This window comes from Roseibium sp. LAB1 (genome assembly GCF_054658235.1).
Window position 1 is genome coordinate 591759 of the sequence record NZ_BAAGIB010000002.1, and the last position, 26646, is coordinate 618404.

24 protein-coding genes and 1 pseudogene are annotated in these 26646 nt (G+C 59.0%); 17 read left to right on the forward strand and 8 right to left on the reverse strand.

Annotation, left to right across the window (positions count from 1 at the left end):
• Positions 1–161 precede the first annotated feature (161 nt).
• Positions 162–1454 carry an Hsp70 family protein gene (locus ACYQ54_RS12680; RefSeq protein WP_460082753.1) on the forward strand — a complete coding sequence of 431 codons (1293 nt, stop codon included), beginning with the start codon at positions 162–164 and terminating at the stop codon, positions 1452–1454.
• Positions 1455–1524: 70 nt separating this feature from the next.
• On the opposite strand, the gene ACYQ54_RS12685 is transcribed toward ACYQ54_RS12680, so the two are convergent.
• Together ACYQ54_RS12685 and ACYQ54_RS12690 are read right to left on the reverse strand one after the other, a co-directional pair.
• Entirely contained in the window at positions 1525–1839 is a 315-nt protein-coding gene (locus tag ACYQ54_RS12685) for a DUF1905 domain-containing protein (RefSeq protein WP_460082754.1), read from the reverse strand.
• A gap of 66 nt (positions 1840–1905) precedes the next feature.
• Positions 1906–2424: a glycine cleavage system transcriptional repressor gene (locus tag ACYQ54_RS12690; protein ID WP_460082756.1), complete on the reverse strand. Its 519-nt coding sequence runs from the start codon at positions 2422–2424 to the stop codon at positions 1906–1908.
• A gap of 199 nt (positions 2425–2623) precedes the next feature.
• Between ACYQ54_RS12690 and ACYQ54_RS12695 the strand changes: the two genes are divergently transcribed.
• Positions 2624–4186, forward strand: coding sequence for a SpoIIE family protein phosphatase (locus tag ACYQ54_RS12695; protein WP_460082758.1), 1563 nt, complete (start codon positions 2624–2626; stop codon positions 4184–4186).
• Between the two features lie 287 nt (positions 4187–4473).
• On the opposite strand, the gene ACYQ54_RS12700 is transcribed toward ACYQ54_RS12695, so the two are convergent.
• The gene (locus ACYQ54_RS12700; protein ID WP_460082760.1) at positions 4474–5874 is read right to left on the reverse strand and encodes a PepSY-associated TM helix domain-containing protein; all 1401 of its coding nucleotides are present in this window, start codon (positions 5872–5874) and stop codon (positions 4474–4476) included.
• An 83-nt stretch (positions 5875–5957) separates the two neighbouring features.
• Positions 5958–6332, reverse strand: a complete 375-nt coding sequence (locus tag ACYQ54_RS12705) for a DUF2946 family protein (protein ID WP_460082763.1) — start codon at positions 6330–6332, stop codon at positions 5958–5960.
• 415 nt (positions 6333–6747) lie between these two features.
• Here ACYQ54_RS12705 and ACYQ54_RS12710 point away from each other — a divergent pair, with 415 nt between their 5' ends.
• The 9 genes from ACYQ54_RS12710 to ACYQ54_RS12750 all read left to right on the forward strand — a co-directional run bounded on the left by ACYQ54_RS12710 (position 6748) and on the right by ACYQ54_RS12750 (position 14455).
• Positions 6748–6987: a DUF6732 family protein gene (locus tag ACYQ54_RS12710; RefSeq protein ID WP_460082765.1), complete on the forward strand. Its 240-nt coding sequence runs from the start codon at positions 6748–6750 to the stop codon at positions 6985–6987.
• Positions 6984–8123 (forward strand): sirohydrochlorin chelatase, encoded by a 1140-nt coding sequence (locus ACYQ54_RS12715; RefSeq protein ID WP_460082768.1) that lies wholly within the window; start codon positions 6984–6986, stop codon positions 8121–8123. The genes ACYQ54_RS12710 and ACYQ54_RS12715 overlap by 4 nt, the downstream gene beginning before the upstream one ends.
• Positions 8124–8145: 22 nt before the next feature.
• A complete protein-coding gene (locus ACYQ54_RS12720; RefSeq protein WP_460084790.1) occupies positions 8146–8787 on the forward strand; it encodes a precorrin-8X methylmutase in 642 nt (213 codons plus the stop codon).
• A 1-nt stretch (position 8788) separates the two neighbouring features.
• Positions 8789–9043, forward strand: coding sequence for a hypothetical protein (locus ACYQ54_RS12725; protein WP_460082770.1), 255 nt, complete (start codon positions 8789–8791; stop codon positions 9041–9043).
• Complete coding sequence (gene cbiE, locus ACYQ54_RS12730) at positions 9040–10254, forward strand: precorrin-6y C5,15-methyltransferase (decarboxylating) subunit CbiE (protein WP_460082773.1); 1215 nt, start codon at positions 9040–9042, stop codon at positions 10252–10254. The genes ACYQ54_RS12725 and cbiE overlap by 4 nt, the downstream gene beginning before the upstream one ends.
• A complete protein-coding gene (gene cobI, locus ACYQ54_RS12735; protein ID WP_460082776.1) occupies positions 10251–10976 on the forward strand; it encodes a precorrin-2 C(20)-methyltransferase in 726 nt (241 codons plus the stop codon). The genes cbiE and cobI overlap by 4 nt, the downstream gene beginning before the upstream one ends.
• Positions 10946–12874 (forward strand): precorrin-3B C(17)-methyltransferase, encoded by a 1929-nt coding sequence (gene cobJ / locus ACYQ54_RS12740; protein WP_460082778.1) that lies wholly within the window; start codon positions 10946–10948, stop codon positions 12872–12874. The genes cobI and cobJ overlap by 31 nt, the downstream gene beginning before the upstream one ends.
• Positions 12871–13644, forward strand: coding sequence for a precorrin-4 C(11)-methyltransferase (gene cobM, locus ACYQ54_RS12745; protein WP_460082781.1), 774 nt, complete (start codon positions 12871–12873; stop codon positions 13642–13644). The genes cobJ and cobM overlap by 4 nt, the downstream gene beginning before the upstream one ends.
• 181 nt (positions 13645–13825) lie before the next feature.
• Positions 13826–14455 (forward strand): class I SAM-dependent DNA methyltransferase, encoded by a 630-nt coding sequence (locus ACYQ54_RS12750; RefSeq protein WP_460082784.1) that lies wholly within the window; start codon positions 13826–13828, stop codon positions 14453–14455.
• On the opposite strand, the gene ACYQ54_RS12755 is transcribed toward ACYQ54_RS12750, so the two are convergent.
• On the reverse strand, positions 14452–15771 hold the full coding sequence (locus ACYQ54_RS12755) for a cobyrinate a,c-diamide synthase (protein ID WP_460082787.1): 1320 nt from the start codon (positions 15769–15771) through the stop codon (positions 14452–14454). The genes ACYQ54_RS12750 and ACYQ54_RS12755 overlap by 4 nt on opposite strands.
• Entirely contained in the window at positions 15761–16651 is an 891-nt protein-coding gene (cobA, locus tag ACYQ54_RS12760; RefSeq protein WP_460082788.1) for a uroporphyrinogen-III C-methyltransferase, read from the reverse strand. The genes ACYQ54_RS12755 and cobA overlap by 11 nt, the downstream gene beginning before the upstream one ends.
• 130 nt (positions 16652–16781) lie before the next feature.
• Between cobA and ACYQ54_RS12765 the strand changes: the two genes are divergently transcribed.
• Both ACYQ54_RS12765 and ACYQ54_RS12770 read left to right on the forward strand, forming a co-directional pair.
• The gene (locus ACYQ54_RS12765) at positions 16782–17876 is read left to right on the forward strand and encodes a cobalt-precorrin-5B (C(1))-methyltransferase (RefSeq protein ID WP_460082791.1); all 1095 of its coding nucleotides are present in this window, start codon (positions 16782–16784) and stop codon (positions 17874–17876) included.
• The gene (locus ACYQ54_RS12770) at positions 17866–18627 is read left to right on the forward strand and encodes a cobalt-precorrin-6A reductase (protein ID WP_460082793.1); all 762 of its coding nucleotides are present in this window, start codon (positions 17866–17868) and stop codon (positions 18625–18627) included. Before ACYQ54_RS12765 ends, ACYQ54_RS12770 begins: the two co-directional genes overlap by 11 nt.
• Here ACYQ54_RS12770 and ACYQ54_RS12775 read toward each other — a convergent pair.
• A complete protein-coding gene (locus ACYQ54_RS12775; protein WP_460082795.1) occupies positions 18624–19412 on the reverse strand; it encodes a WecB/TagA/CpsF family glycosyltransferase in 789 nt (262 codons plus the stop codon). The genes ACYQ54_RS12770 and ACYQ54_RS12775 overlap by 4 nt on opposite strands.
• Before the next feature lie 164 nt (positions 19413–19576).
• Positions 19577–19786: pseudogene (locus ACYQ54_RS12780) on the reverse strand (LbetaH domain-containing protein); the annotation flags it as partial.
• A gap of 235 nt (positions 19787–20021) precedes the next feature.
• Here ACYQ54_RS12780 and ACYQ54_RS12785 point away from each other — a divergent pair.
• The 4 genes from ACYQ54_RS12785 to ACYQ54_RS12800 all read left to right on the forward strand — a co-directional run bounded on the left by ACYQ54_RS12785 (position 20022) and on the right by ACYQ54_RS12800 (position 26471).
• Complete coding sequence (locus tag ACYQ54_RS12785) at positions 20022–21254, forward strand: glycosyltransferase (protein ID WP_460082797.1); 1233 nt, start codon at positions 20022–20024, stop codon at positions 21252–21254.
• Between the two features lie 80 nt (positions 21255–21334).
• Positions 21335–22582: a glycoside hydrolase family 5 protein gene (locus tag ACYQ54_RS12790; RefSeq protein WP_460082798.1), complete on the forward strand. Its 1248-nt coding sequence runs from the start codon at positions 21335–21337 to the stop codon at positions 22580–22582.
• 104 nt (positions 22583–22686) lie between these two features.
• On the forward strand, positions 22687–24000 hold the full coding sequence (locus ACYQ54_RS12795; protein WP_460082801.1) for an O-antigen ligase family protein: 1314 nt from the start codon (positions 22687–22689) through the stop codon (positions 23998–24000).
• A 116-nt stretch (positions 24001–24116) separates the two neighbouring features.
• Complete coding sequence (locus ACYQ54_RS12800) at positions 24117–26471, forward strand: exopolysaccharide transport family protein (RefSeq protein ID WP_460082803.1); 2355 nt, start codon at positions 24117–24119, stop codon at positions 26469–26471.
• Positions 26472–26646 lie beyond the last annotated feature (175 nt).

A 26646-nucleotide genomic window follows, 5' to 3' on the forward strand; every position in this document is an offset into this window, starting at 1 on the left:
TTCCGTCTGTTCCCGCCTATCCCGCACCCCCATTCCATTTTCAGAGAATTACCGCGACCCGATCGCCTTGATGCACTCTGCGATCAAGTACGGCCGGACGAGTGCTGCACAGTCGTGAATCGGCAGTAGCACCGGCTTATCGTTTTCAAGAGGATTTCGCCATGAAACAGACCATCGGCCTCGACTTCGGCACCTCCAACACGGTCGCGGTTTCTGCGCAGGCAGTGGGGGCGACTGAGCCGATCAGTTTTGTTGATGGCAACGACAGTTTCACGTCGCTTCCGACCGTGCTCAGTTTTCTCGACCGTGGGCCGGCCAAGGCACTGAATGCGGAGGTTGGGCCCTGGGCGATCCGGCAGTTTCTGGAGAGCTTTGGGGACGTACGGTTCATCCAGTCGCTGAAGACGTTTGCGGCGAGCCGGGTTTTCAAGGGCACAGGCGTGTTCGGTGTCCGGTTTGAATTCGAAGACCTGATGGCGACGTTTCTGCTGCGGGCGTTCGAGCGGGCCGGAGCCGCGTTTGATCCGGCGGCGACGCGGCTTGTCGTCGGCCGGCCGGTGGAGTTTGCCGGGCACAATCCGGATGAGGCTCTGGCGATGGAGCGGTACCGCAAGGCGTTTCAGAAGGTTGGTTTTGAAGACATCCTCTTTGTGATGGAGCCTGTCGGCGCCGCCTTTTCCTATGCGCAATCGCTGGAACAGGATACGACCATCCTGGTTGCCGATCTTGGCGGTGGTACCACCGACTATTCGATCATGCGGTTCGAAACAGAAGCCGGGCACCTGAAGGCCACGCCGCTTGGCCGTGGCGGTGTCGGCATTGCCGGGGATACGTTCGATTACCGCATCATCGACAATGTGGTGCTGCCGAAGCTCGGCAAGGGCACCAGCTACCAGAGCATGGGCAAGATCCTGGAGATCCCGCCCAACCTCTTTTCCAATTTCGCCCGCTGGCACATGCTGTCGATCTTCAAGACCTCCGATGATTTCAAGGAAATGAAGAAGCTGCTGCGCTACTGCATCGAGCCGGAGAAGATCGAGCTCTTCATCGACCTTGTGGAAGAGGATCAGGGCTACCCGCTTTACAAATCCGTTTCGGAAACGAAGGCGCTACTCTCAACCGAAGACGAGGCGGAACTGACCTTTGCACCGCTCGGTTCGGACTTCCGGGCAACCGTGAAGCGCGCAGACTTCGACGGCTGGATCGCGCCGGACCTGAAGAAGATGGACCTGGCGCTTGACGTTACGCTGGAAAAGGCAGGCTTGAGCGAAGCCGATATCGACCGGGTGTTCATGACTGGCGGCACGTCCTTCGTGCCTGCCGTGCGTCGCCAGTTCGCCGAGCGGTTTGGGCAGGAGCGGATTTCCGGTGGCAACGAGCTGACGTCCGTTGCCAACGGCCTTGCGCTGATCGGCGCGCGGACGGATGCAGCCGACTGGGCGCTTGCAGCTTAAAGTCGCCCGCCTGGATCCGGCTGGCCGAGACTGGCTGAAAGAGAACAGCGGTTCAAACCGTCCTCGCCTTTCAAAAGCCTGGCGGCACCTGTAGCCACAGGCTTACGTCAACATTGTCCCCGGCTGCGATCTTCTCTTTCTTGCGCACGGCAGCCTTCACCGGCAGCAGGAACGAGCCGGACGCCTTGTCCGGCCAGATGGTTGTGCTCCATTCAGCCACGCCGATCCGCGCCTTTACCTTGATCATGCCCCAGGCTCTGCCTTGTCGGCCGCCGGTGAAAAACCGGATCTGTTCGGCACATGTGGCTGGCAATGTCACGAAGGTCCAGCCACCAGGACCGGCGGACAGCCAGAGTTCTCCAGAAAAATCAAGGCGATCAAGCATTTTGCCGCAGGCTCCTCCCCGCCAGACCTGTTTCGAAACGCTTTCGTCTGGCAGGACGGAACAACATCAGTCAATCAGATTGATATCCGCCATCAGGTCTCCTGCCGTCTCCTGAAGCGCATCACTCAAGGTTGCCGGATCCAACCCGCTCGGCAGGCGCAGGTCGGCTGAGGCCTTGAACAGCGCTTCTCCCTGCATGGATCCGGTGACGACTTCCGTTTCCAGGTGTTCGATGCTGACACCCTGTTCGGAGAGGACGCGAGTGATATCGCGAAGGATACCCGGGTGGTCCTGAGACACCAGGTCGAGATGGGCGAATGCGCCTTGCGGCAGTTCGGCACCGGTCTGGTCGGAGCGAAGCGTGATGTCTATGCCATCGGCGGAAAGGGCCTGCAGCTTTTCCACCAGTTCGTCAGCCCGCAACCCTTCGATCGCAATCCGAACGATGCCTGCAAATTCGCCGCCGAGCCGGGCCATGGAACTTTCGATCCAGTTGCCACCGGTGCCGGCGATAATGTCTGCCATCCGCTCGACCAGGCCAGGCCGGTCTTTTGCAATGACCGTAAAAACAAGATGAGTTTGCATGATGCCCCGCTTGCGCATTGGAACTCGACGTTCCTACTAGACAGTCTCAACGTGCTGAAAACAAGACTGCAAAATCTCATCTGCGGCTGTGGCCGTGGCGGCGGACAACCGTATAATAGCGACACTGATCCGGTTTCCCTCAAGACATGCTTGCAGATCCCCATTTCGTCTCAATTGATATTGAAAATCAGGTTTTCCCATGAAGCAGACAGATCCCCGCCGCGTCGACAAATTCTGGCTCACGCTCATCGAACGTCCGGCGGTATTCCTTGTTCTGGTGCTGATCGGCCTTGGCATGTTGCCGGTTGCGGTGTGGATGGACTTGCGCGCCGTTTCGGATGCCTCTCTGCGCTCTCAAGCGGTCGATCTGGACCAGGCCATCGGCAAGATCCGGACCTATTACGCGCAAAACGTGATTGCCAGGGTGCAGGAAGCGCCGGGCGACATAACCCCGACCCATGAATATCACGACACCCCCGGCGGCATCCCGATCCCGGCAACGCTCTCCATCGAGCTTGGCGAGGTGATCGGTGGAAACGACCATAATCTGCAATACCGCTTCGTGTCGGATCTGCCTTTCCTGGACCGTGGATCCCACAATCTGACGCCATTCGAGATCAAGGCGCTGAAGGATTTTCGCGAAAGCCGTGATCCGGCAGACCTGGAGATCGCCTATGAAGGTTCGATCTTCGACCGCAAGATCCAGATAGCCTCACCCGTCATGATGGGGGCGGCCTGCGTCTCCTGTCACAACAGCCACCCGGAAAGCCCCAAGACAGACTGGAATACAGGCGACGTGCGCGGCATCCAGGCGATCACCATCAGCCAGCCGATTGCCGCCAACCTATGGTCGTTCCGGTATCTGCTGCTTTATTTTGCCAGTGCCGGTGCCATCGGGGCCGCGGTCACGGCCCTGCAGTGGCACCAGGCGACCCGGTTTCACCGGATGAACGTCGACCTGGAACAGGCGAATACGGAAATCGCGCATCTCAACAAGCAGCTCACTTCGGAAAACCTCCGGCTGGGAGCGGAAATCGAGGTGGCCCGGCAGATCCAGATGATGGTGCTGCCGACGAAAGACGAGCTTGGCGGTATCCATGAACTGGAAATCGCGGCCTTCATGGAGCCGGCGGATGAGGTCGGCGGCGACTATTACGATGTGCTGCAGCTGGACGACAAGGTGAAGGTCGGCATCGGCGACGTGACCGGCCACGGTCTGGAAAGCGGTGTCCTGATGCTGATGGTTCAATCCATCGCGGTCGCCCTGCAGGAGCGCGGGCCGTCAGACCCGCGCCAGTTCCTGGTCGCGCTCAACAGCGCCATCTGCCGAAACCTCAAGCGCACCAAGACAGACAAGCATTTGACCCTGTCTTTCCTCGATTTCGAATCGAACAAGGTGACCTTGTCAGGGCAGCATGAGGAACTGATCATTTTGCGCGAAGATGGCCGTTGCGACATCATCGACACGGTCGATCTCGGCTTCCTGATCGGTCTCGACGAAGACATAGAACCCTTCATTGAAACCAGAGAACTGGCTTTCGGCCCGGGGGATATCATCATCCTCTACACGGATGGTGTTACCGAAGCGGAAGACCCGGACGGGGTGCTGTACGGCCTGGACCGGCTGGTCGCGAGCGCCCGCCAGAATGCAGCGCCCAATGCGGCGCGGGTGCTGGAAGGCATCCTGGCAGACCTCAAGGCCCATATCGATACGCAGACCGTTCATGACGACATCACGCTGATGGTGATCCGGCACAAGTAGAGGGGTGACAGCAGATGAATGCTGCCACCTGACACCAGACGCACAGAGTTTTTCAACATCACCCCGGACAATCACTGCGCTGATCCCGGACCTATTCGCAATACAGCTTGCTGAAGCCGGTGTTGCTTTTCTGAAGGCGCCACATCTCGCACTTGCTCTGGAAACGAGTGAGCCCCGGGTCTCCTTACGGTCGTCCGGGGTTACACCAATGGTTGCCACGAGGTTGGCGGTCATGACAGGCACCCATCCCAGGGGATGGGTGCCTGTTCAGGCGCTTTGCGTTTTCCTCAACCGATCGCCTTTCTCAGCATCGGCACACGTTTGACGACGAGATAATCCAGCGCCAGCACACTCAGCAGCGTGATGCCGACCAGCGGAAAGGCCAGAGACATGGCGAGCATCAGGATCATCGCACCGCGCCAGTGCGGCAGGTCGTCCGGTGTTTTCGGGGCAACGATGCGAAGGGCCGCCCCCTTCGGACGGCGCAGCCACCACATGACCAGCCCGCTGACACACAGAAAGATCACTGACAGGCAGAACAGGGTGTTGAGCACCACATTCCACAGGCCCATGTCGCCTTCGTGAAAGGCAACGCCGACAGCCATGCCCTTGGCCGGCAGCGAATAGTCCTTAAAGCCGACGTCTGCGAGGATCCGGCCAGTGTACCGGTCAATATGCACCGTGCGGTCGACCGTCGGGTTTTCCGAATCGTTGCTCATGGAATCCTGGTTGATAGTCCAGACCCCGGTCTCGCTGCCGGGGAAGTTGACCCGGAACCGCCCCTCATAGCCGATCTGCCGACCGAACGCGGCAATACTGTCCAGATCCACGGGCGTGCCCAGAGCTATTGCGTCGATGCCGGCGCCTGAACCGGACAGCGGCATCCTGGTCTGCTCCAGTCCCCAGGGCACATCCTTGATCGCGCCGTGGTTCATCGATGCGTGAGTATCATCGGAAAGGGGCACGTTGGACCATTTTTCGGCGGGAAACGTGCTCCAGGCCTGAACGAATTTCTCTCCCCAGACACCCGCCCAGGAAAGGCCGCTGACCAGGAAGACCAGCAGGACTAGAGAGACATAGGCCCCAATCACCTTGTGCAAGCTCTTCCAGAGTGCACGGCCACTGGTGCGAAAATCCGGCACCAAGGCGGAGCCGCTGCCCGCACGTGGCCACCACAGGTAAAGACCGGTCACGACCAGCACAATGGCAAGGCCGGCCGCGATCTCGATCAGGCGGTCGCCGACGTCACCTATCAGAAGTGTCCCGTGAATGTCGTTCAGGAGATCGTACCAGCCGTCGCGCCGGACCCAGCTCTCGATGACCGAGCCCGTATAGGGATCAACGGCAACCATGTAATTGGTGCCCGCATCCTCGACACGGAAGACATTTGCTCCCTCGGCAGATTTCGCGCCGATCCATTCCACCAGGTTTGCCTCCTCCCCGCGGGAGGCAAGCGCGGCTTCCGCCTGGCCTGACAGCGACACAGGTTCACCGGAAACGGCGACCCTTATGTATTCACCGTCACGGCCGTCGAGAATGGAAATATACATCATTGCAAGTCCGGTGACGGCCAGCATGACCAGAAACGGCACGACATAAAGACCGGCATAAAAATGCCAGCGCCAGGCGGCAAGGTAAAACCGGCTGGGGGTGGACGCATCCGTTGCGCCCGAAGAGATTTTGCTCATGGGATCTCCACACCGAAGCGCACCTGGCAGAAAAGGCCGGCTGGACTTCGGGTTCACATTATTCAGATGAAGGTTCGGGAAGATCAGACGATGAGCGGCGGTGCGCGAGCAAAGTTCCGGCCACGGGATGTGCTGGCAGTCCACACATGCGCGGAGAAAGACACCGGCTGGCGGGCGATCTCCTCCTGTCCGAAGACGAAGGAAACCTTGCCAGGAACCGCAAGGGCACCGATACCGGCAAAAACGCAGTGGTGTGAGGTTTTGTCGTCGGGGCTGTCCTGGTCGGATGCCGGCGGTATTTCAACGCCATTTGCATCCAGCGTGACTGTGCGCAGGCCTTCCGTCGTGCAGAGCGTGACCGTGAAGCCGCCATCCGCGCGCACGTCCGGCATGAAGCCTTTGGGAAGAAGTGCCGTCAGCACGAACGGCAGCAGCAGCAAAAGCCTGACTGCTGCCATCAAGTCCGGATATTTTCGCCGGAAGTGCCCCAAATTCACATCCTTCAGAAAGAAAGCGGCCCTTCTGTAATCCAATAGAGCCCGCAAGACAAACCATCGTTTAGCAAAGACGCAAAAGGCTGCGCCTGAACAGCAATTAATTGCTGCGAGGGGGTGGTCCGAACGTGCCAAATAATGTCGCTTTCATGCTTGATCCCCAACTGGCGCTCCCCTAAGGTGCCGCCACCTGACGGCGTCCCGTGGAGGGACTGAAAGCGATTCCGGATGAGGTTGACCCAAACAGGGGGCCAAGGCCGGAGCTGTCCAAGGCATCAGCAAATCAACCGGCCTGGCCGGCTTTTGCGCGTGTTTGCTTTCATTCTTCCCGACGCCTGTTGCCACACTGCCGATCCGGTATCAGCCACTGGGGAGAGACATGATCAGACGGACCATCCTTGCAGGCCTTGCCGCCGTGCTGCCTACCTCCGCCTTTGCCCATGGGGGCCATCTCGGCGAACTCGCCGGTCACTCCCACTGGGTCGGTGTAGCAGCCCTTGCCGGTGCCGCGCTCGTCGCCGGCATCATCGCCCTCAAAGACAAGAAGCAGAAAAAAGCCGAAGACGCGCCAGAAGCTCGTCCGGAAGACGACGAGACTGCCGGAGAAGCGGCTCAATGAGCGAAAAACTCGGACTGATGATCTGCGGCCATGGCAGCCGTAACAAGGGTGCCGTGAAACAATTTGCCCAGTTGGCGGAAGGCCTGACGGCCCGGTTTCCCGACTGGCCGGTGGAATATGGCTATCTGGAATTCGCCAACCCGGTGATTCATGACGGCTTGAACAAGCTGCGCGAGGCCGGCTGCACCCGTGTGCTGGCCGTGCCGGGCATGCTGTTTGCCGCAGGTCACGCCAAGAACGACATTCCTTCGGTTCTGAACACCTATCAGGCCATGCACCCGGAAATGACGATCTCCTACGGCCGCGAACTGGCTGTCGACACGCGCATGGTGAAAGCCGCCGCGGCCCGCGTTCAGGAAGCGATCGACGCTGCAGACAGTGACGTGCCGCTGCACGAGACACTGCTGATGGTGGTCGGACGCGGGGCTTCCGATCCGGACGCCAATTCCAACGTCTGCAAGATCACCCGCATGCTTTGGGAAGGCTTTGGCTTCGGCTGGGCGGAAACCTGTTATTCCGGCGTCACCTTCCCGCTGGTCGGCCCCGGTCTCGAACATGCAGCCAAGCTCGGCTACAAGCGTGTCATCGTGTTCCCCTATTTCCTGTTCACCGGCGTTCTGGTGCAGCGGATCTATTCGACCACGGATGAAATCGCCGCCAAGCACCCCGAGATCGAGTTTCTGAAAGCCGGTTATCTGAACGACCACCCGCAGGTCATCGACACGATGGCCGATCGTGTGCAGGAGATCCTGCAGGGTGCCAATCTGATGAACTGCCAGATGTGCAAGTACCGCGAACAGGTGCTTGGCTTCGAGGCGGAAGTCGGTCTGGCCCAGGAAAGCCACCACCACCATGTGGAAGGCCTCGGCGCGGAAGCGGAATGCAAATTGTGCGATGAAATCTGCACCGGAGCCTGCGAAAAGCAGGTGCAGGCGGGCGGCCATCATCACCACGACCATGGTCACCATCATCACGATCATTCCCATGACAATGGTCATGATCACGCCCATCACCATGGGCACTCTCATGATCATGGGCATACTCACGGGCATGATCACGATCATGATCATCACCACCACCCCTACCCGCACGCAGACCATCCGCACGGCCCCCGGTCGTTGAACCGCGGAGACTGAGGCTGCCGTGAGCACCGAAACCATGCCGACCTACGACTATGAAAAGGATCCGGCGGCGATCTACCGCCAGTCCTTTTCCATCGTGAGGTCGGAAGCAGAGCTGTCTCATCTTCCCGACGGGCTGAAACCGGTTGCGGTGCGGCTGATCCATGCCTGTGGCATGACGGATCTGCCGCAGGACCTGGCCTGGTCGGAAGATATCCTTTCGGCAGCGCAGGACGCCTTCGCGCGGTCCGCGCCTGTGTTCTGCGATGTGGAAATGGTGGCCCATGGCCTCATTCGATCCCGCCTTCCCGCTGGCTGCGACGTGGTTTGCACGTTGAACGACCCCGCGGTTCCAGTACTCGCGAAAACCCTCGGCACGACCCGCTCAGCCGCTGCGGTCGACCTGTGGCGCGACAGGCTGGACGGGGCAATCGTTGCCATCGGCAATGCACCGACAGCCCTGTTTCACCTGCTTGAAATGATTGCGGCCGGTGGACCGAAGCCGGCGCTGGTTCTGGGCTTTCCGGTCGGGTTCGTGGGCGCGGCCGAATCCAAGGACGCCCTGGTCGCAAATCCGTTCAAGCTTCCATTTCTGGCCGTGCGCGGCCGCCGAGGGGGATCGGCCATGGCTGCGGCTGCGGTCAACGCCCTTGCCGCGGGCCTGCCGGAGGAAGCGTAAGATGGCGTCAGACCACCTGAAGGACGGCGGCAAAAAATCTACCCTGAAATCCGTGGGCAGCAAAAAACCCATGCGGTCGCGCGGTTTCCTGTCCCAGCCGGGTGGCTCGGCGAAGCTAACTGCAGACGATGATGGCGGTCAGCCGATCCGTCACCGTTCACGCGGTGCCCGGCACATTGCGCCAAGCGGCGACGGCAAGCCGCAGGATCTTTCGATAAAACCGGCAATCAAACCTTATCGTCTGGAGGACAAATGACCTCCGGCACCGACAAACGCCCTTGGCTGACGCTGGTCGGCCTGGGCGAAGATGGCGTTCTGGCACCGGGTGGCGAAGGCGCGCTGGCAGGCGCTGATATCGTTTATGGTGGCGCTCGCCATCTGGAACTGGCGGAGGGGATCACCGCCGAGAAGCGGACATGGCCGAGCCCCTTTGCCAGCGTGTTTGACGATTTGGCAGCGCTTTCGAACAAACGCGTCGCGGTGTTGGCAACGGGCGATCCCATGTGGTTCGGCATTGGTTCGTCCTTGCTGAAACATTTCAATGCGCAAGAGCTGATCGTCCTGCCGTCACCTTCTGCCTTCCAGCTGGCAGCCGCGCGCATGGGGTGGGCATTGCAGGAAACCGAGTGCCTGTCGGTTCACGGACGTCCCGTCGATCTGCTGCGGGCCTCGCTTTATCCTGGTGCGCGAATCCTTTGCCTCACCAGCAACGCGGATTCGCCCCGGCAGGTGGCCGATCTGCTGGCTGACGAAGGCTATGGGCGCAGCCGGATGACCGTGTTGGAGCATCTGGGTGGGCGCAAGGAGCGGCGTGTCGAAGGCACCGCTGAAGACTGGTCTGCCGGCGTCGACGATTTTCACACGCTAGCGCTGGAAGTGGTTGCCGACCCTGGAGTGCGTTTCCGGGCGCGGACACCCGGCCTTGTCGACGATGCCTTTCGCCACGACGGCAAGATGACCAAGCAGGACATCCGCGCCATCACCCTGGCCGAGCTTAAGCCCCATCCCGGCGCGCTCCTTTGGGATGTCGGTGCGGGTTGCGGCTCGATTGCCATCGAATGGTTGCGGGCGGCCGAGCGTACCCGGGCCATCGGACTTGAGCCTCATGTGGAGCGACGGCAAATGGCCGCCGAAAACGCTGTTGCACTCGGCGTTCCGCACCTGGAACTGCTGGATGCCACCGCTCCTGATGGTCTGGAAGGTCTGCCACAGCCGGATGCCATCTTCATCGGCGGCGGCCTGACGGCACCCGGTGTCGTCGGGGCTTGCCTTGCCGCGCTTGGCCCAGGCGGCCGGATTGTCGCCAATGCGGTAACCCTGGAAAGCGAAGCCATACTTCTCTCCGCCTATCAGTCTCATGGAGGCACTTTGAAGAAAGTTTCCGTTCACCGGGCAAGCGCCGTCGGCGGCTTGACCGGATGGCGTCCGTTGATGCCCGTGACACAGTGGAGCCTGACCAAATCATGACAGGCACGCTCTATGGCATCGGTCTTGGCCCGGGTGACCCGGAGCTGATGACCCTGAAGGCCCACCGTCTGATCGCCGGGGCCCGGGTGATCGCCTATCCCGCACCCGATACAGGCGAGAGCTTTGCGCGCTCGATTGCCGTCGGCGCGATCCCGAAGGGCGTGCGGGAAATCCCGATTGTCGTTCCGATGCGGGTCGACCGGTTTCCGGCCCAGGAGATCTATGACAAGGCCGCCGAGGAGATCGCCACCGTTCTGGCAAGCGGTGAGGATGTCGTGACCCTGTGCGAAGGAGACCCCTTCTTTTTCGGCTCGTTCATGTATCTGTTCGAGCGGCTGTCCGACCGCTTCACGATAGAAATCGTGCCCGGAGTTACCTCGCTGACCGCCTGTGCTGCCCAGCTGAGGCGGCCGCTGACGGCACGAAACGATGTGCTCACCGTTATTCCCGGTCCGCTTCCGGACGCGGAAATCCGCCGCAAGATCGAAGAAGCCCAGGCGGTTGCCATCATGAAGGTCGGCCGCCACCTGACACGGCTGAAGACACTTCTTTCCGACATGGGGCTGCTGGAGAAGGCCGGTTACGTGGAACGTGCCAGCCTGCCTGAACAGAAGGTGCATCGGCTCATCGATCTCGAGATCGACACCGCCCCCTATTTTTCCATGATCCTCATCTACAAGGGAGAAGAAGCGTGGACGCTTCCCCCATCCTACTCGTCCTGAACCAGGCCGGCCTTGCCGCTGCCGAAGTGATTGCCAGACGGTTTTCGACAGCCCGCATCCACGGGCTCGCCGGACGTGTGCCGACGGCGGACACCCAGTTCAACGAAACGATCGACCATATCCGCCTGCTGTTTCAGGCCGGCCATCCGATCGTCGGCTTTTGCGCCAGTGGCATCCTGATCCGGGCGCTTGCTCCGGTCCTGTCCGACAAGACAAGCGAACCGCCGGTCATTGCCGTATCCGAAGACGGCAAGAGTATCGTTCCTCTGCTCGGTGGCCATCGCGGCGCCAACGAACTGGCGAAACTGCTGGCGGCCGCGCTCGGTGGCCATGCGGCGATAACGACCGCCGGAGACACCAAGCTCGGGGTTGCACTGGATGCGCCGCCGCGCGGCTGGCGCCTTGCCAACCCGGAAGATGCCAAGCCGGTGATGGCCGAATTGCTGTCCGGCGCACCCGTGCGCCTGGAAGGCCGGGCCGATTGGCTGAAAGAGGCAAAGCTGCAGCAGGCAGAGGATGCCGCCATCACGCTGTCAGCAACCGAACAGCCGGAAGAGGCCGGTCCGACGCGGCTGGTCTACCACCCGCAACGCTATGCCGTCGGCGTCGGCTGTGCGCGTGGCTGCGATGCGGCCGAACTAATCGAACTGGTCGAGACGGAGCTGACTGGTGCCAATATTGCAAAGGGCGCCGTTGCGTGCATCGCAACCATCGACCTCAAGGCAGATGAAGCCGCCGTCAATGCTCTGGCCGCGCATCTGGATGTGCCCTTGCGCGTCTTTTCCGCAGAAGAACTGCAGCGCGAGACGCCCCGGCTGAAAAACCCGTCCCCGGTCGTCTTCAAGGAAGTCGGCTGTTACGGCGTTTCGGAAGGGGCTGCCCTTGCCGCGTCCGGAGCCTTCGGAACACTGAAGGTTGAGAAACAGAAAACCGAAAATGCGACCTGTGCCATTGCGCGATCTCCGAAGTGGATCGACAGCGACACGGTCGGCCGCGCTCGCGGGCATCTGTCGGTCATCGGCATCGGCCCGGGCAAAGACGACTGGCGCACACCGGAAGCCACCAAGCTTCTGGCCGAGGCGACCGATGTTGTCGGTTATTCGCTTTATCTGGACATTGTCGAGCAGCACATCACCGGAAAGACCCACCATAACTTCCCGCTCGGAGCGGAAGAAGACCGGGTCCGCTTTGCCCTGGAAGAAGCCGGCAAGGGCAAGAACGTCGCGCTGATTTCCTCAGGTGATGCCGGCATCTATGCCATGGGTTCGCTGGTCTATGAGCTGTTGCACCGGAACGAGGAATATGGCGGCGTGTCGGATGCCGCCAAGCGTGTCAGCGTCACCAACGCGCCGGGCATCTCCGCCCTTCAGGCCTGCTCGGCCCGCATCGGTGCGCCGCTCGGTCATGATTTCTGTGCGATCTCTCTGTCCGATCTTCTGACCCCGTGGGAAGCGATCGAAAAACGTCTGCATGCGGCAGCCGAGGGCGATTTCGTGATTGCCTTCTACAACCCGGTGTCCAAACGCCGCCGCACCCAGCTGGCAGCGGCAAAGGAAATCCTTCTGGAGCATCGCTCGGCGGCGACCCCGGTCATTCTCGGGGGCAATCTCGGCCGTCCGGAAGAAACCATCCGTGTCACCAGCCTGCATGCACTCAGCGTCGATGATGTCGACATGCTGACCACCGTTCTGGTCGGCTCGACCAACACACGCACCGTCATGCGCGGCGACGGAAAACCCTTCGTCTATACGCCGCGCGGCTATGCCAAGCGGATCGATGCGCCAAAGGCGGCTGAAACGAACTCAACACCGGCTCCCGCTGCAGCGGCGCCTTCATCGCGGACAGAAGACGAAACGACCGATATTGCCGACATTCTCGAAACGGAAGACAAAGCATGACTGTTCATTTCATTGGCGCCGGTCCAGGTGATCCCGACCTCATCACCGTCCGCGGCCTGAAACTCATCCAGTCCTGTCCGGTCTGTCTCTATGCGGGTTCGCTGGTGCCGGAACAGATCGTCGCCGCTGCTCCCGAAGGCGCGCGGGTGATCGACACGGCTCCAATGACGCTGGACGAGATCATCGAGGAGATCAAAGCCGCCCACGAAAAGGGCCAGAACGTTGCCCGGGTTCATTCCGGCGACCCGTCCATCTATGGCGCTACCGCGGAACAGATGCGCCGGCTGGACGCGCTCGGTATTGATTATGACGTCACGCCCGGCGTACCGGCCTTTGCCGCGGCTGCCGCCGCACTCAAGACAGAGCTGACCATCCCGGAAGTTGCCCAGACCATCATCGTCACCCGCACGGCGATGAAATCTTCGGCGATGCCGAACAACGAGGACCTGGACACGCTCGGCAAGAGCGGGGCGACGCTGGCAATACACCTGTCGATCCGGAACCTGCGGGAAGTCGAGCGCCAGTTGACACCGCATTACGGTGCGGATTGTCCGGTGATCGTCGCCTACCGTGTCGGCTGGCCGGATGAAGCCTTCATCCACGGCACGCTATCGACAATTGCCGCGGAAGTGCGTGCCGCCAAGATCACCCGCACGGCGTTGGTCTTCGTCGGCCATGCCCTGAAACCTGCTGCGGATTTCCGCGACAGCGCCCTTTACGATGCCGACCACGTGCATGTTCTGCGCCCGAAGAAGAAGGCAAAGGCCTGAGGAACCGGCGGAAATTTCAAGCTTCGCGACCTTCCACTACCTGCCGCTGGTGGCGAGTTGAAGGTCGCGGAACGCTTCGCAGGTTTCTCGAGCGATGATTTGCCTGACCGCGATCGGTCATTTGCATCGCGCTCCTGCCCTCGCCTATTGTGCTGGGAAACAAGCCAGACAGGAGCGCGCCATGCACGAAGAAAACCCACTTCTGAAACAGGCGATTTCTCTCACCGGCGATCCCGATGCGATACGCGACTTTTACGCGAATTGGGCAGACACATACGACGACGATCTGCTTGAGGCCATAGGGTATGTCGGTCCCAAAATTGCAGCGGAAGCGCTGGTCAAGCGCGTGCCGGAAACAGCCCTCGTGCTGGACGCCGGCTGCGGCACTGGTCTTGTCGGGAGCGAGCTGATCAGTCGCAATTCAGCCCTGACCATTGACGGCATCGATTTGACACCGGCGATGCTGGAGCATTCGCGCAGCCGGGGAACCTACCGCAACCTTTCCCTGGCCGACATGATGGGCCCGCTCTCCGACATTGACGACGACAGTTATGACGGCATCGTCAGCGCAGGCGTCTTCACCAACGGCCACGTCGGCCCGGAAGGGATCCACGAACTGCTGCGCATCGCCAAACCCGGCGCTCCCATCGTTCTGACCGTGCGCGACAGTGCCTGGGAGGCCGACGGGTTCAAGGTCAGGATCGATCAGCTGGAGCAGGACGGCAAGACAAGAACGCTGGAGATCACCCACAGTCCCTATCACACCAAGGAAGACGTTTATTGCGAGTTGGTTGTTCTTGAAGTGGTCTAGGCCGACGCAATGACATGGGCAAAGGAGCCCATGACTGATCCCACGCGCAGTCCCATTTGCGCCAGTTCAGTGCCTTCCGCATCTTCCGCCGAAAACAGCCGTTCCGCTCCGCCTTCCGACATTGTGGAGGCATAGTGGAACTCGTGGGCCGCAAGCGGCATTTGCCACGGCAGGCCGCCCAGCGGCGTAACTTTCCGATAGCCGAGGTGACGCTTGCGGGTCTGAAACGAAGTTTCCAGTGGCAAAAGACCCAGCATTTCATGGCGGGTGCCATCGGCATCGATCATGCCTTTGCCGAGTGTCATGTAGCCACCGCATTCGCCATAAATCAGCTTGCCGCCATGCGCCGCGGTCAAGATGCCGTCCCTGAAAGTATCTGCCGCTGCCAGCTTTCCAGCATGAAGCTCGGGATAACCGCCAGGCAGAAAAATTGCGTCGGCATCAGGTGATGCTGCTTCATCAGCAAGCGGCGAGAAAAACACGAGCCTCGCACCCTGCGTTTGCCAGAACTCCAACAAATGCGGATAGGAAAAGGCAAAGGCAACGTCCCTGGCAATGGCAATGCACTGGCCAAGCGGTGCGGGCAGGTTTTCCCTGTCATCACCGGCAGGCCGCAGCGGTACAGCCAATGCTTCCAGGCGGTTCAGGTCGACATGCCGGACACAAAGGTCGCCGGCCTTTTCCAGGAAGGCTTCCAGATCCGGGTGTTCTCCGGCCTGGACAAGCCCAAGATGGCGTTCAGGCAGGACAAGTTCCTGCGACCGTGGCAATGCACCGAGAACCTCGATAGCCAGTGGAGCCAGAGCCTTGCGCAGCATGGCTTCGTGACGCGGGCTTCCGACCCGGTTGAGAATGACACCGGCCAGATTGATATCCGGCCGGAAGCTTTGAAACCCATGAACAAGCGCTGCGACCGACTGGGCCTGTTTGCCGCAATCGACGACCAGGATCACCGGCAGATGCAGGTTGGCCGCCAGATCGGCCGCCGAGCCCTTGCCGCTGGCCGCGCCATCGAACAGCCCCATAGCACCTTCCACCACGATAACGTCGTGCCCCTCGGACTGACGGCGCGCGAGCATCTGCAGTGTCGCACTGTCCATGGCCCATGCGTCCAGGTTGATGCAGGGCGCTCCGCTGGCAGCTTCGTGGAATTTAGGATCGATATAATCCGGGCCCGATTTGGCCGAGACGACAGAGCGCCCCGCGGATTTCAACGCGCGCAGCAATGCAAGCGTCAAGGTGGTCTTGCCGGCGCCCGACGACGGCGCCGCGATCAGAACGCCGCTGGCTCCTGCCCTGGCAATATCAGCCGGCATCGGCGGTACGGGAGGATTCACGTTGGTCTAGCGGATCGCTGTGCAGCACCTTGCCGGACAGGGCGCCGAGCCAGTCGAGGCCCTTGCGCAGGCGGACGACCTCACCGACACAAACGACCGCGGGAGGTTCGATGCCTGCAGCCCTCGCCTCTTCTGCGCAGCGGCCGAGTGTGGTTTCCAGAACATCCTGCCCCGCAAGCGACGCATTGCACACGATACCCACAGGCTCATCCACAGATCGTCCACCGGCAATCAATTTGCCGGCTATGACGTCCAGATGCTTCATCGCCATATACATGACGATAACGGGCGAGCCTTTGGCAATTCCGTCCCAGTTGATTGCATCGGGCGTCAGGCCCGTCTGGTCATGACCGGTCAGGAAAGTGACCGCCTGATTGCAGTCCCGGTGCGTTGCGGGAATGCCCGCATAGGCAAGACCGCCGATACCGGCCGTGATGCCCGGAATGATCCGGAACGGCACGCCGGCCTCGACAAGTCCGAGGGCTTCCTCACCGCCACGGCCAAAGACGAAAGGGTCTCCTCCCTTGAGACGAAGCACCCTTTTGCCTTCGCGGGCATAGTCGATCAGCTTCAACGTAATGTCGCGCTGTTTCGGGCTCGGCTTGCCGCCGCGCTTGCCGGCATAATCTGTCACGGCCCCAGGCTTGACCCAGGCAAGAATGCTCTGATCGACAAGGGCGTCAAAGACGACGACATCCGCCTGACGCAGACCATTGAGCGCATGCAGCGTCAAGAGGCCCGGATCACCTGGCCCCGCACCGGCAAGCCAAACCCAGCCGGGTTCGAACACAGGCAACCCTCCAGGCAGGCTTCCCGGCAATCCGTCAAGCAGTGTGTTGTTGTCGTCTTCACCAATCATGGTTCCTGTTTACCCGTGTGGCCCGCCAACGCCAAGCGCTTCGCCGATCAAAAAAGACGGGAAAACGACATTTCATCGCGCACATAAACTAATCTGCACAAAGCGGAAATTCATCGTCTATAGAAAGAGCATGTCGAAGGAAGAGCCTAAAGAACTGCGGCGGGGCTGGACGACAGGAGCCTGTGCGACAGCAGCCACCAAGGCGGCCTATCAGGCCCTTTTGACCGGCGATTTTCCCGATCCGGTCGAAATCACCCTGCCCAAGGGTGGAACAACCACCTTTGCCCTCACCCGCCACACACTTTCTGGTAAATCTGCGTCCGCCGCCATCATCAAGGATGCTGGTGACGATCCTGACGTGACACATGGAGCCCTGGTCAGTGCACATGTCAGCCTGCTACCTCCCGGCTCTGGTGTACTCTTCAAGGCCGGAGAGGGTGTCGGCATCGTCACAAGGCCCGGCCTGCCGATCCCGCCTGGAGAACCTGCCATCAATCCGGTTCCACGGCAGATGATGCGGACCGCGATCGAAGAGATTGCCCAGCAGCACGGAGGTGCTGGCGATGTCGAGATAACGGTATCGATCGACGGTGGAGTTGATCTCGCGCTCAAGACGATGAACCCCCGGCTCGGCATCCTCGGCGGATTGTCCGTACTGGGCACGACCGGTATCGTCCGGCCGTTTTCCTGCGCCGCCTGGATCGCCTCCATTCACCGGGGTATCGATGTTGCCCGCGCGGTCGGGCTGTCCCATGTGGTCGGCGCGACGGGCGCCAGTTCCGAAGACGCGGTAAAAGCCCGTTACGACCTGGACGAAACCGCCTTTCTCGACATGGGTGATTTTGCCGGCGGATTGCTCAAATACCTGCGCAGTCATCCGGTGGATCGCCTGACCCTTGCCGGCGGATTTGCGAAATTCACCAAGCTGGCGCAGGGCGCGCTCGACTTGCATTCCGCCCGCAGTTCCGTCGACTTTGAATTCCTGCAGGGTCTTCTTCGGCAGGCAAACGCTTCCGCGGACCTGATCGAACAGGCCGCCTCGGCCAATACGGCCAAGGAGGTTCTCGATGCGTCACTGGCAGCCGGTATCGATCTCAGCGCCCCGCTCGCCCACCGGACGAAGACCGCTGTCCGTCAAATCCTGCGGGATGCACCGGTGGATGTGGAAGTGCTGATCACTGATCGACAGGGCAAGGTTCTGGGAGAAACCGGCTTTGACCGCTAGGGCCGAACATATCCTGCTGCTTGCCGGAACAAGCGAAGCCCGGCAGCTTGCCAGAACCCTGGCAGAGAGGCTTCCAGACAGTCGCCTGACCGCCTCTTTTGCAGGAGTGGTTCGCGACCTGCCCGATCTTGGTGTTCCGACGCGAGTTGGCGGCTTTGGCGGCACTGAAGGCCTGCTTGCCTATTTGCGACACGAAGAGATCACGGCCATCGTCGATGCGACCCATCCTTTCGCCGCCCAGATGAGCCGCAATGCGGCCGATGCAGCCGGGATACTCAAAATGCCGCTGGTACGCCTGGAACGGCCGTGCTGGCAATCCGGTGAAACCGACCGCTGGACAAATGTCCGGACCATGGACGACGCCGCAGCAGCCCTGCCTGCCGGTGCCCGCGCTTTTCTGGCTATCGGCCGCAAGGAAATCGAGCGCTTCAGCCATCGAACCGATGTTTTCGGTCTCGCGCGGATGATCGAGCCACCAAAGACGCCGCTGCCGTCCTCCTGGGAACTGATCCTGTCTCGTCCACCTGGATCTGCGGAAGAGGAGATCTCGCTGTTTCGAGAAAGGCACATCAGCCACGTGGTGACGAAAAACAGCGGCGGCAGCCGGTCCTACGCCAAAATCGAGGCAGCGCGGTCCTTGCAGCTAGACGTGATCATGATCGACCGGCCGAAACTTCCGGACGCGGAAACTGCCCCGACGATTCAGGCACTTGTCGATCGGTTGGGAAAAATCCTTGCCGGCAGAGGCTAATGCGAGCGACGTGACCCGGAGAACCTGATTTTCAGGAGCGCAAACAGGAAGCGCGGAATGCCGATCACATATCGGCGGAACAGGCGGCGTGGTTCCTGCAACAGCCGGAACAGCCATTCGAGGCCCGCTGCCTGGAAAATCTTCGGAGCGCGGACAACGGCTCCGGACATGAAGTCGAACAGGGCCCCGACACCGATTGCGACTGGCACAGACAAAGCGGCCCGGTTTTCCACGATGAAATTTTCCTGCCGCGGATTGCCCATCGCCACCAGCAACAGGTCCGGCTTCGCCACATTGATCCCCTCACACAAGCCGTCAATTTCCTCGTTTGAGAAATATCCGTCCCGGTACCCGACCACCTGGTGTTTCGGATAAGCGGTCTCGATATGCTCCTTGGCACGGCGCACCTGTTCGTCCTTGGCGCCAAGCAGATAGATCCGCAGCGGAATGCCGATATTCGCCAGGATGCGCGGAATCAGATCCGTACCGTTCAGGTTCTCCGGAAAGGGTTCTTCGCTGAGTAGCTTACTGGCGAGACTAATGCCGACGCCGTCGTTCAGAAGTGTCATTTTCTGAAGTGTTGCAGCGTATCGGGGATCGTCCATTGCAGACAGGAGTGTGTGGGCGTTGCAGATGGCAATATCGAGTTTCTGCCGCTTTTTAACAGCAGCCTCGACGAGTTGAATTGCATCCCGGGAGCGCAGACGCCCGATGGCAAACGGACCGATAGCGGTTGCTTCGACCCGGCTCCCCAGCAATTCACTCTCGAAATCTCTTGCCAGCATTCCGTTCCCAGTCTCTCCGATGCACCCGCCCAGGCTCATGTCGGCGGCAACCACAATGGAGCAATACCCGATTTGTCTCTAAGCAGTTGTAAACATAGCTGTTAGAAAGATCGTAGTTACTGATAATTAATGAGCCGCCAGACGGACCCAAATCGACCAGGAAATCAGCCCTCGGAATCCAGCGGTTCCCGCCAGCCCCGTTTCGGCACGTCGGTCCGTTCGAAACGCTGCCGCTCCTTGAGCGGCTTGGCCGGATTGCCGGCATAAACTGTCCAAGGTGCCAGATCCTTGACCGTCACCGCGCGAGCTCCCAGAACAGCACCCTCACCGACGCGCACACCGGGACCTACAAAGGCTTCCGCGGCAATTTGACCCTTGAGATAATTCTCGCCTGTACAGTTCTCAAAACAGTTTTCCGAACAGATCTGCGCTGCCACGTTCCTCAGAGTATTCATCGGCCGAGTTTTCAGTAACAAACCTTTCATGCAAACCGGATATTTCACAGGTTCTCCAACTATCCCTAGATAACGCGCAGAAAGGCGCTTTATCTGTGAACATCAAGGTCGAAGACCCGGTTCCGCCAGATACGCCGAAGGGCCGTCCACAACGTTGACAAACGATACCAGACGTATTCATCGCCATGGGGAGCGCCGTCATGATCGCCCACTCATCCTGCATTTGAGTGCTGATTACCCGAACCCTCACAGGGACAGGGCAACAACAGCGGTTGAGCGGCTGGTGAAGAAAGTACCGGACGCGGATCACGTCGTTATCTCGCTGACCAGAACGAGTAACCCCTTCAAGACCCACTTCATCGATTGCGGGACGACGAACAACATTCGCCTGATCGCTTTCCGCTATTTCGCTCCCCCTATGGCCGTCTTTCTGGCCAGTTGCATGCGTGTCGCCGCGCGCCGCGTGTTGGCATTTCTGCAGCAGGAAAATCTTCACCCGAACATCATCCATGCGCACAAATTTGCATTCGAGGGCATTTCCGCCCTCTGGCTTTGTGAGCGGCTTGGAGCCGATGTCGAACTTTTTACATCGGTGCGCGGGGAAGCCGACCGGAAGGTTCTTCTATTCAAGCCGACCTATCGGCAGCTCATGCGCCGTATCGCTGACAGATCCAAGAGGATCTACCATGTCTCGGCGTGGTTCCGCGGGATGTTTCACACGCATCTCCCGCACCAGCCCGACAAGGAGCGTCTCTTACCCAACATCGTAGGCAACACGACCACTGAGGTTCGCACCTGTGCAGCCAATAACCGGTTCGTGAGCATCTTCAATCTGGATATCCGCAGGAGAAAAGGTGCTTCTGCTCTACTGAAGGGTTTCTCGGAATTTCGACGAGACCATCCGGACATAGAACTTGACCTCATCGGCCCCGGCAATCCGGAATCGGTAGAGGCTATCAAGACCGAAATTTCGAAACTCGGTCTGCAGAACTGTGTACGCCTTATCGGGCCGATGAACGCAGACGCGCTTTTTACGGTTCTTCCAACCTATCTTGGCATGGCCTTGATCAGTCACAACGAAACTTTCGGCATGGTTTATCTGGAAGCGCTTTTTGCCGGAATTCCAATCGCATATGGAAAAGACACCGGGATCGACGGGTATCTTGACGATATTCAGGCCGGCGTCGCAGTGCGACCAGGTGACGTCAACGGGATTGCCGAAGCTTTCCAGACCCTTTTGGAGAAAAATTCATTTTTACGCCGGGAAATTGCGGCGTCTTCCAAAGTGTTGCACGACCGGTTCAACCCTGAAATGATCGGCGCAGTTTATCGTCAGGATATCGAAGACCTTCTGACACCCCAGCTGCGACGGAGCCGCGCGATATGACATTTTGGACCCGACGGTCCCGGCTATGGTTTCTCTTTACCGGCGTAGTTCTCATATGCGTAGTGGCAGGCGCTTTCGTCATGCAGCTCCGGGATCAGCGGATCAAGGAACATGTCGCACTGGCCATAAGCAGCGAGAATGCAACAGTTCCGCACTTCCGACGTGGCGTTAATCTGTCCCGGCTGCAAAATTACGCCTTTCGAGACCCAGATCGACCAGGCAAATATCTTTGGCCTCCGTTTCAGGGCTCGTTGTCCAACATCACGGACAGTGAACTGCAACGGCTAAGTGAACTCGGCATGGATTTCTTCAGGCTGCCGGTCGATGCGGGTGTATTTCTGACGGCAACCGAGCCCGAGCGAAGAATCCTGCTCGATAACCTGAAAAATCTCATCGTGCGCCTGATCGATTCCGGCTTCGGCGTCATGGTCGACAGTCATCCTGCAACCTATAGCTCCGACTGGAAGCCAAAGGACATATTGGCTGACACCCATGGCCCTCGTTTTAAGGCTTACGACGCGTTTCTGGTGGACCTGGCCAAACGCCTTCGAGACCTGCCTGCGGACAAGGTTGCCTTGGAGCTGATGAATGAGCCGCAGTCACCCTGCTACCGCGACGATGGAGAAGACTGGTCCATAACCCAAAAACGGCTCTTTGACAGCGTGCGGACCGTTGCCCCGGACCTGCCAATCGCTCTGACGCCGGCGTGCTGGCATACGCTCGAAGGTCTCGAAAACATGAACCTTGAAGGCTACGACGACAAAACTGTTTTCGATTTTCACTTCTACGACCCTTATTACCTCACCCATCAGTCCATTTCGTGGGCCCAGTTCCCGCTCCGCTACATCGCCGGGCTAACCTACCCCTGGACCAGTGGTAACATCGAATACGCAGAAAAACTCACGCGCCAGTACCAGGATCTCCTCAAGAAGAAAGGCAAAGAACTGCCGGAGGACGCATTCGACAAAGCGATGTCGGGTATTCGCGACTATTATAACAGGAAACGACCAGATCTTGCCTATATCGAGAGCCGCTTCGACACGTTGGCTCAATGGTCCGCCAAGTACGACATTGCGCCGGATAGAATTGTGCTCGGTGAATTCAGCGCAATCAGACCGCCGGAAGGTATTCCCGATGACGGTAGCAGGCTAGCCTGGATCCGCGATGTCCGCACAGTGGTCGAAGGCCTGGGATATGGCTGGGCACTCTGGTCCTATGACACCGAATTCGGCATATTGACTGATCGGGAAGCCAAAACCTTGGACGTTGGTATTGTAGAGGCACTCGGCCTGAACGCCGACGCAATTGACCTGCCCATCGAACAGTAAGTACCCGAGCCAATCGACCCGTCCTCCCGTGTTGAAGACAAGACAAGGGAGTTGAGCAGGAATCGCAGAAGCATGAGCAAGGTCTCGACATTCCGGAGAAGGCTTTGACAGTTCACCCTGTTGAACAATCCCGGCAGCAAGCCGGCACGCGCCGGAGCACGTTTCTGGACCGGATCTTCAACCTGATCCCGGTGTTGTTGTTCGCCTATCCGATTCTCATCGCCCCCTTTCTGGCGAGTTATGCAGAAGAATTTGACGGCCCGGCCAATCTGAGACGGTCGCATTCGAATTCCCTGAACCAGCTTTTCTGGATCGCCCTGCTCGCGTTGACACTCGCTTCTTCCGGCAAACGCCTTTTGAAGACGTTCACGATCTTGCGCAGCCCTGTGGTCTGGATACTGCTCGCCTATCTGGGCTTGGCCGTTTTGAGCGTAACGTGGTCACATGCACCCGGTATCGCGTTCCGACGGGTGGCGCTGCAACTTATTATCGTTTTCAGTCTGTTGATCTCGGTCTCGTTCACCGATGATGCCCGTGCGCTGCTCGGCCGACTGCTGGTTTTGATGAATCTAGTCGTGTTGATGAATGTGGTCGCTGTGGCGGTGCTTCCTCCAACACCGATCGGACATGCCGGCATCTATTCGCAAAAAAATACACTTGGTGCGATCATGGCGCTCGCATTCCTGTTTAACCTGTATGGCCTTGTGAGTACGCGCGGATTTCGGAAGCGTTTCGGCATGCTGATCATATCGGCACTGGCGTTCGCCCTGCTAATTCTCAGTCAATCAAAGACCTCTCTCGGACTTGCATTTCTGAGTCCGGTAGTCGCCTACGTCCTGGTAGGTATGGCGTTTCTCTTCCGCATAAATGCTGCGGTACTTTTGCTGTTCGGAGCCGCCACGGTCGTTGTCGGCTGGTCGTTTCTGTCCACGATGACGCGTTTCGACTTCGGCGACCTGTCCATGTTCTTGTTCAATGACGAAACCTTTACCGGACGTACCTTTATCTGGGCATTCATTGTCGATGTGATTTCGCGGGCACCAATCCTGGGTCAAGGCTATGCATCGTTCTGGGCAACAGGTTCGGACTCGATCGCATTTCGGGAAGCGCCAGGGTTCGTGGAAGCTTTGACCCAGGCCCATAACGGCTATCTCGACGTGCTGGTTGAACTCGGTGTGCTGGGCTTGACCTTGCTGATGCTTTTAATACTCGCTTCACTTTTTTCGGCAGCCAAGGTTGTGTCGCTGGACCGACAAACGGCTTTCCTGTGCTACTCGCTGTTGCTGTTCGTAATCTGCCACAACGCCCTGGAAAGCAGCTGGTTTCGCGCTTACTCGCTGAATTGGATCATTTTCATGTATGCAGCGTTGTTGCCAAGCGCCTTGGCACGTACTTCGAGGGAGATCAACACAAGCTAGGCCGAAGTCAATTTGGCCCCTTGTTCGTCCCCACAGTCGCCTAAAATTAGCAGTTCACTAACCATAAGTGCTTACAAGTGAAGAGAAGTGCCTGCTTGGCGATAGGATGAAATTTGGTGGACAGCCAGCATTTTAGAGAACCGGATTATACTGCCACGCGCTCTGAGGGGCGCGAAAACCTTGCGCTTGATATCTTGTCTATCGTGCGGATCGTTCGCCGTAGGCTGCCGCTGATCATAGGCCTGGCGGTCATCTTCGCAGTAATAACCGCAGCCTATTCCCTGACGCTAACTCCGATTTTCAGCGCCTCGTCGCAGGTGCTTTTTGAGCCCCTGGTGCGCCAGCCATTCGATGATCCCAACCGGCCGAGCCGAACCGGCCAGAGTTCCGAAGTCATGGACAGCCAGATTTCGGTGATCAACTCGGACACCGTCCTGCGACCCGTAGCGCGCGAGAACAAGCTGGTCGAGGACCCCTATTTTGGCGAAGGCGTGCCAGGCCTCTTCAGCCAGCTCAAGGCCTTTGTCTTCGGCGCCGAGAAGAAAGATGCGCTCACGCTCGAAGCTCAGGAGTCTGCTGCCGTTGAAGCTCTTTCCGAAGCGACCACCGCCAAACGCGTTGGTCAAACCTTCGTCATCAATATCTCCACCGAAGCGCCCTCGCCGATGCAGGCCGCTGTGCTGGCAAATGCGGTTGCGGAAAGTTACCTGGCAGATCAGAGGCGACAAGTCAGCCGAGCTGCCGAGGAAACGGCGGCTCAGATTGACGACCGGTTGGTCGACCTGCGTGAACGCCTCCGTCAAGCTGAATACGACATCCAGAAATTCAAGGCGCAGAATAAGCTTCAAAGCTCCAACGAAGGTCTGTTGCTGACGGACCAGGAATTGTCGGGCGTCAACTCACGCCTGATAGAGGCTCGCTCATCACTGGCGACGGCAACTGCGAAATACGATGAGATCCAACGCGTTCTGAAAAACGGAGTGGACGCCGAGGCCATTGGCGATGTTGTGAATTCCGGAACCATTTCGTCTTTGCGTCAGCAATATGCCCAGGCTGCGCGAAACGAGGCGCAATTGCTGGCTGCTCTTCTGCCTTCTCATCCATCTGTCATCCGTGCACGTTCGCAGTTGGAAAGCCTTCGCAGACTTATTCGGGACGAAGTCGAGCGGATTGCCCAGTCGGCTCGTATTGACCTTCAGGTCAGTCAAGAGCAAGTCGCCAAACTCGAACAGCAGCTGGATTCCGCGAGAGGTCTGTCCAATGCGGATGAAACGGCTTCGATCAAATTGCGCGAATTGGAAACAGAGGCCCAGGCAACCCGCCAGCTTTACGAAATCGCCCTTAGTCGAGCCAAGGAAATCTCACAGCTCGAACAGGTCGTGGTGCCTAACGCACGCATTATCTCCCCCGCCATACCACCAGAAAGCTCTATATATCCGAAACGAAAGATCATGGTGATCCTGGCAGGCCTGCTGGGCCTGATGCTTGGCACGATCCTGGCCGTCACTGGTGAGGCCATCAGGATAGCCAAAAGACATTTCTTCGCTCAATTCCCCGAAATGGCAGCCGCATCATCCGCGTTGACAAATCCGGCCATTCCATCAGCGCCAGAACCTATCGACCGACATAAAACAGGCACGTCGCAAGAAAAGAACATCTCTGCCAGATTGCTCGCCTTGAAGAAGGCTCGGTCCCGTCCCAAGGCCGATACCGACAGTCGCCCGGAAAAAAATCTGAAAGTGATCGCGAAACTGCCCTGGCTCTCGCAAGCCGACCAGGTAGGGATTGAGCAACCAATATCTTCCGACGCAATTGCAACCGTGCAGGAAACCCTCGCCCGTTACGCGATAGGCATCAGGTGTCCCAACACACGGTTCGCCGAAGCCGTTGACCGGATAGTTGCGGAAATCCTGAAAACACCAGCCAACCATGTCGCGCATGTTTCCTTCCTGACCTCGCCGACGCTCGGACACGGACAAACGATTACCGCGTTTGCCCTGGCCGTGTGCGCCGCACATCAGGGACTTGAGGTTCTTCTGGCGGACGGCGAACCAAAACAGCGAATGCTGAGCCATGACCTAAGCATCGATCAGGATGAACAGGACGGCCCATTGCGTGAGCGCGTCAGGGACTATAGCGAGCTTGGCATCTCATTTGTCTCTCTCGTTTCCGGACTGCCGAAGTACAAGCACCATCGGATGAATATTCGAGACGCATTCGAATTTGCCGATATTGCCCGGAACTACGATCTCGTCATCATCGATGGTGTCGCCCTGCCTCAACTGGCGGAGGACGACCCTCTCGTTGGTCTGGCCACCAATTTCCTGGTGACGGTGGCAGAACACGAAGAAGAGCAGATATCGATGCCAATACTGGCCAAGGATATGCTTACAATCGCCGCAGACCGTCCGGTCGGCCTCGTGCGTACGATGACCAATGGAACCGTTCCACGGGGACGTAAATACGCCTGAATTCAGCTGGCAAAGTGGCATGCAATCAGCACACCTGCATCTGTTCTCTCGTCTGTACGAGAACCTATTTTTAATTCCCGTGATTTACACAACAAACACCGCTTTTGTTGCACTTCAAACGTAAAACTCTGCCAGCCGTTTCGACAATTGTCATACCGCGTCAGCATTCAACTGG

Excerpts from the sequence above, each read along its gene's own strand:
- ACYQ54_RS12695 (WP_460082758.1), top strand. The coding sequence starts at position 2,624 with ATGAAGCAGACAGATCCCCGCCGCGTCGACAAATTCTGGCTCACGCTC.
- ACYQ54_RS12715 (WP_460082768.1), top strand. The coding sequence starts at position 6,984 with ATGAGCGAAAAACTCGGACTGATGATCTGCGGCCATGGCAGCCGTAAC.
- ACYQ54_RS12700 (WP_460082760.1), bottom strand. The coding sequence starts at position 5,874 with ATGAGCAAAATCTCTTCGGGCGCAACGGATGCGTCCACCCCCAGCCGG.
- ACYQ54_RS12685 (WP_460082754.1), bottom strand. The coding sequence starts at position 1,839 with ATGCTTGATCGCCTTGATTTTTCTGGAGAACTCTGGCTGTCCGCCGGT.
- ACYQ54_RS12690 (WP_460082756.1), bottom strand. The coding sequence starts at position 2,424 with ATGCAAACTCATCTTGTTTTTACGGTCATTGCAAAAGACCGGCCTGGC.
- ACYQ54_RS12790 (WP_460082798.1), top strand. The coding sequence starts at position 21,335 with ATGCAGCTCCGGGATCAGCGGATCAAGGAACATGTCGCACTGGCCATA.
- ACYQ54_RS12725 (WP_460082770.1), top strand. The coding sequence starts at position 8,789 with ATGGCGTCAGACCACCTGAAGGACGGCGGCAAAAAATCTACCCTGAAA.
- ACYQ54_RS12705 (WP_460082763.1), bottom strand. The coding sequence starts at position 6,332 with ATGGCAGCAGTCAGGCTTTTGCTGCTGCTGCCGTTCGTGCTGACGGCA.
- cobI (WP_460082776.1), top strand. The coding sequence starts at position 10,251 with ATGACAGGCACGCTCTATGGCATCGGTCTTGGCCCGGGTGACCCGGAG.
- cobA (WP_460082788.1), bottom strand. The coding sequence starts at position 16,651 with ATGATTGGTGAAGACGACAACAACACACTGCTTGACGGATTGCCGGGA.
- cbiE (WP_460082773.1), top strand. The coding sequence starts at position 9,040 with ATGACCTCCGGCACCGACAAACGCCCTTGGCTGACGCTGGTCGGCCTG.
- ACYQ54_RS12720 (WP_460084790.1), top strand. The coding sequence starts at position 8,146 with ATGCCGACCTACGACTATGAAAAGGATCCGGCGGCGATCTACCGCCAG.
- ACYQ54_RS12750 (WP_460082784.1), top strand. The coding sequence starts at position 13,826 with ATGCACGAAGAAAACCCACTTCTGAAACAGGCGATTTCTCTCACCGGC.
- ACYQ54_RS12775 (WP_460082795.1), bottom strand. The coding sequence starts at position 19,412 with ATGCTGGCAAGAGATTTCGAGAGTGAATTGCTGGGGAGCCGGGTCGAA.
- cobM (WP_460082781.1), top strand. The coding sequence starts at position 12,871 with ATGACTGTTCATTTCATTGGCGCCGGTCCAGGTGATCCCGACCTCATC.
- ACYQ54_RS12765 (WP_460082791.1), top strand. The coding sequence starts at position 16,782 with ATGTCGAAGGAAGAGCCTAAAGAACTGCGGCGGGGCTGGACGACAGGA.
- ACYQ54_RS12755 (WP_460082787.1), bottom strand. The coding sequence starts at position 15,771 with ATGCCGGCTGATATTGCCAGGGCAGGAGCCAGCGGCGTTCTGATCGCG.
- ACYQ54_RS12710 (WP_460082765.1), top strand. The coding sequence starts at position 6,748 with ATGATCAGACGGACCATCCTTGCAGGCCTTGCCGCCGTGCTGCCTACC.
- ACYQ54_RS12680 (WP_460082753.1), top strand. The coding sequence starts at position 162 with ATGAAACAGACCATCGGCCTCGACTTCGGCACCTCCAACACGGTCGCG.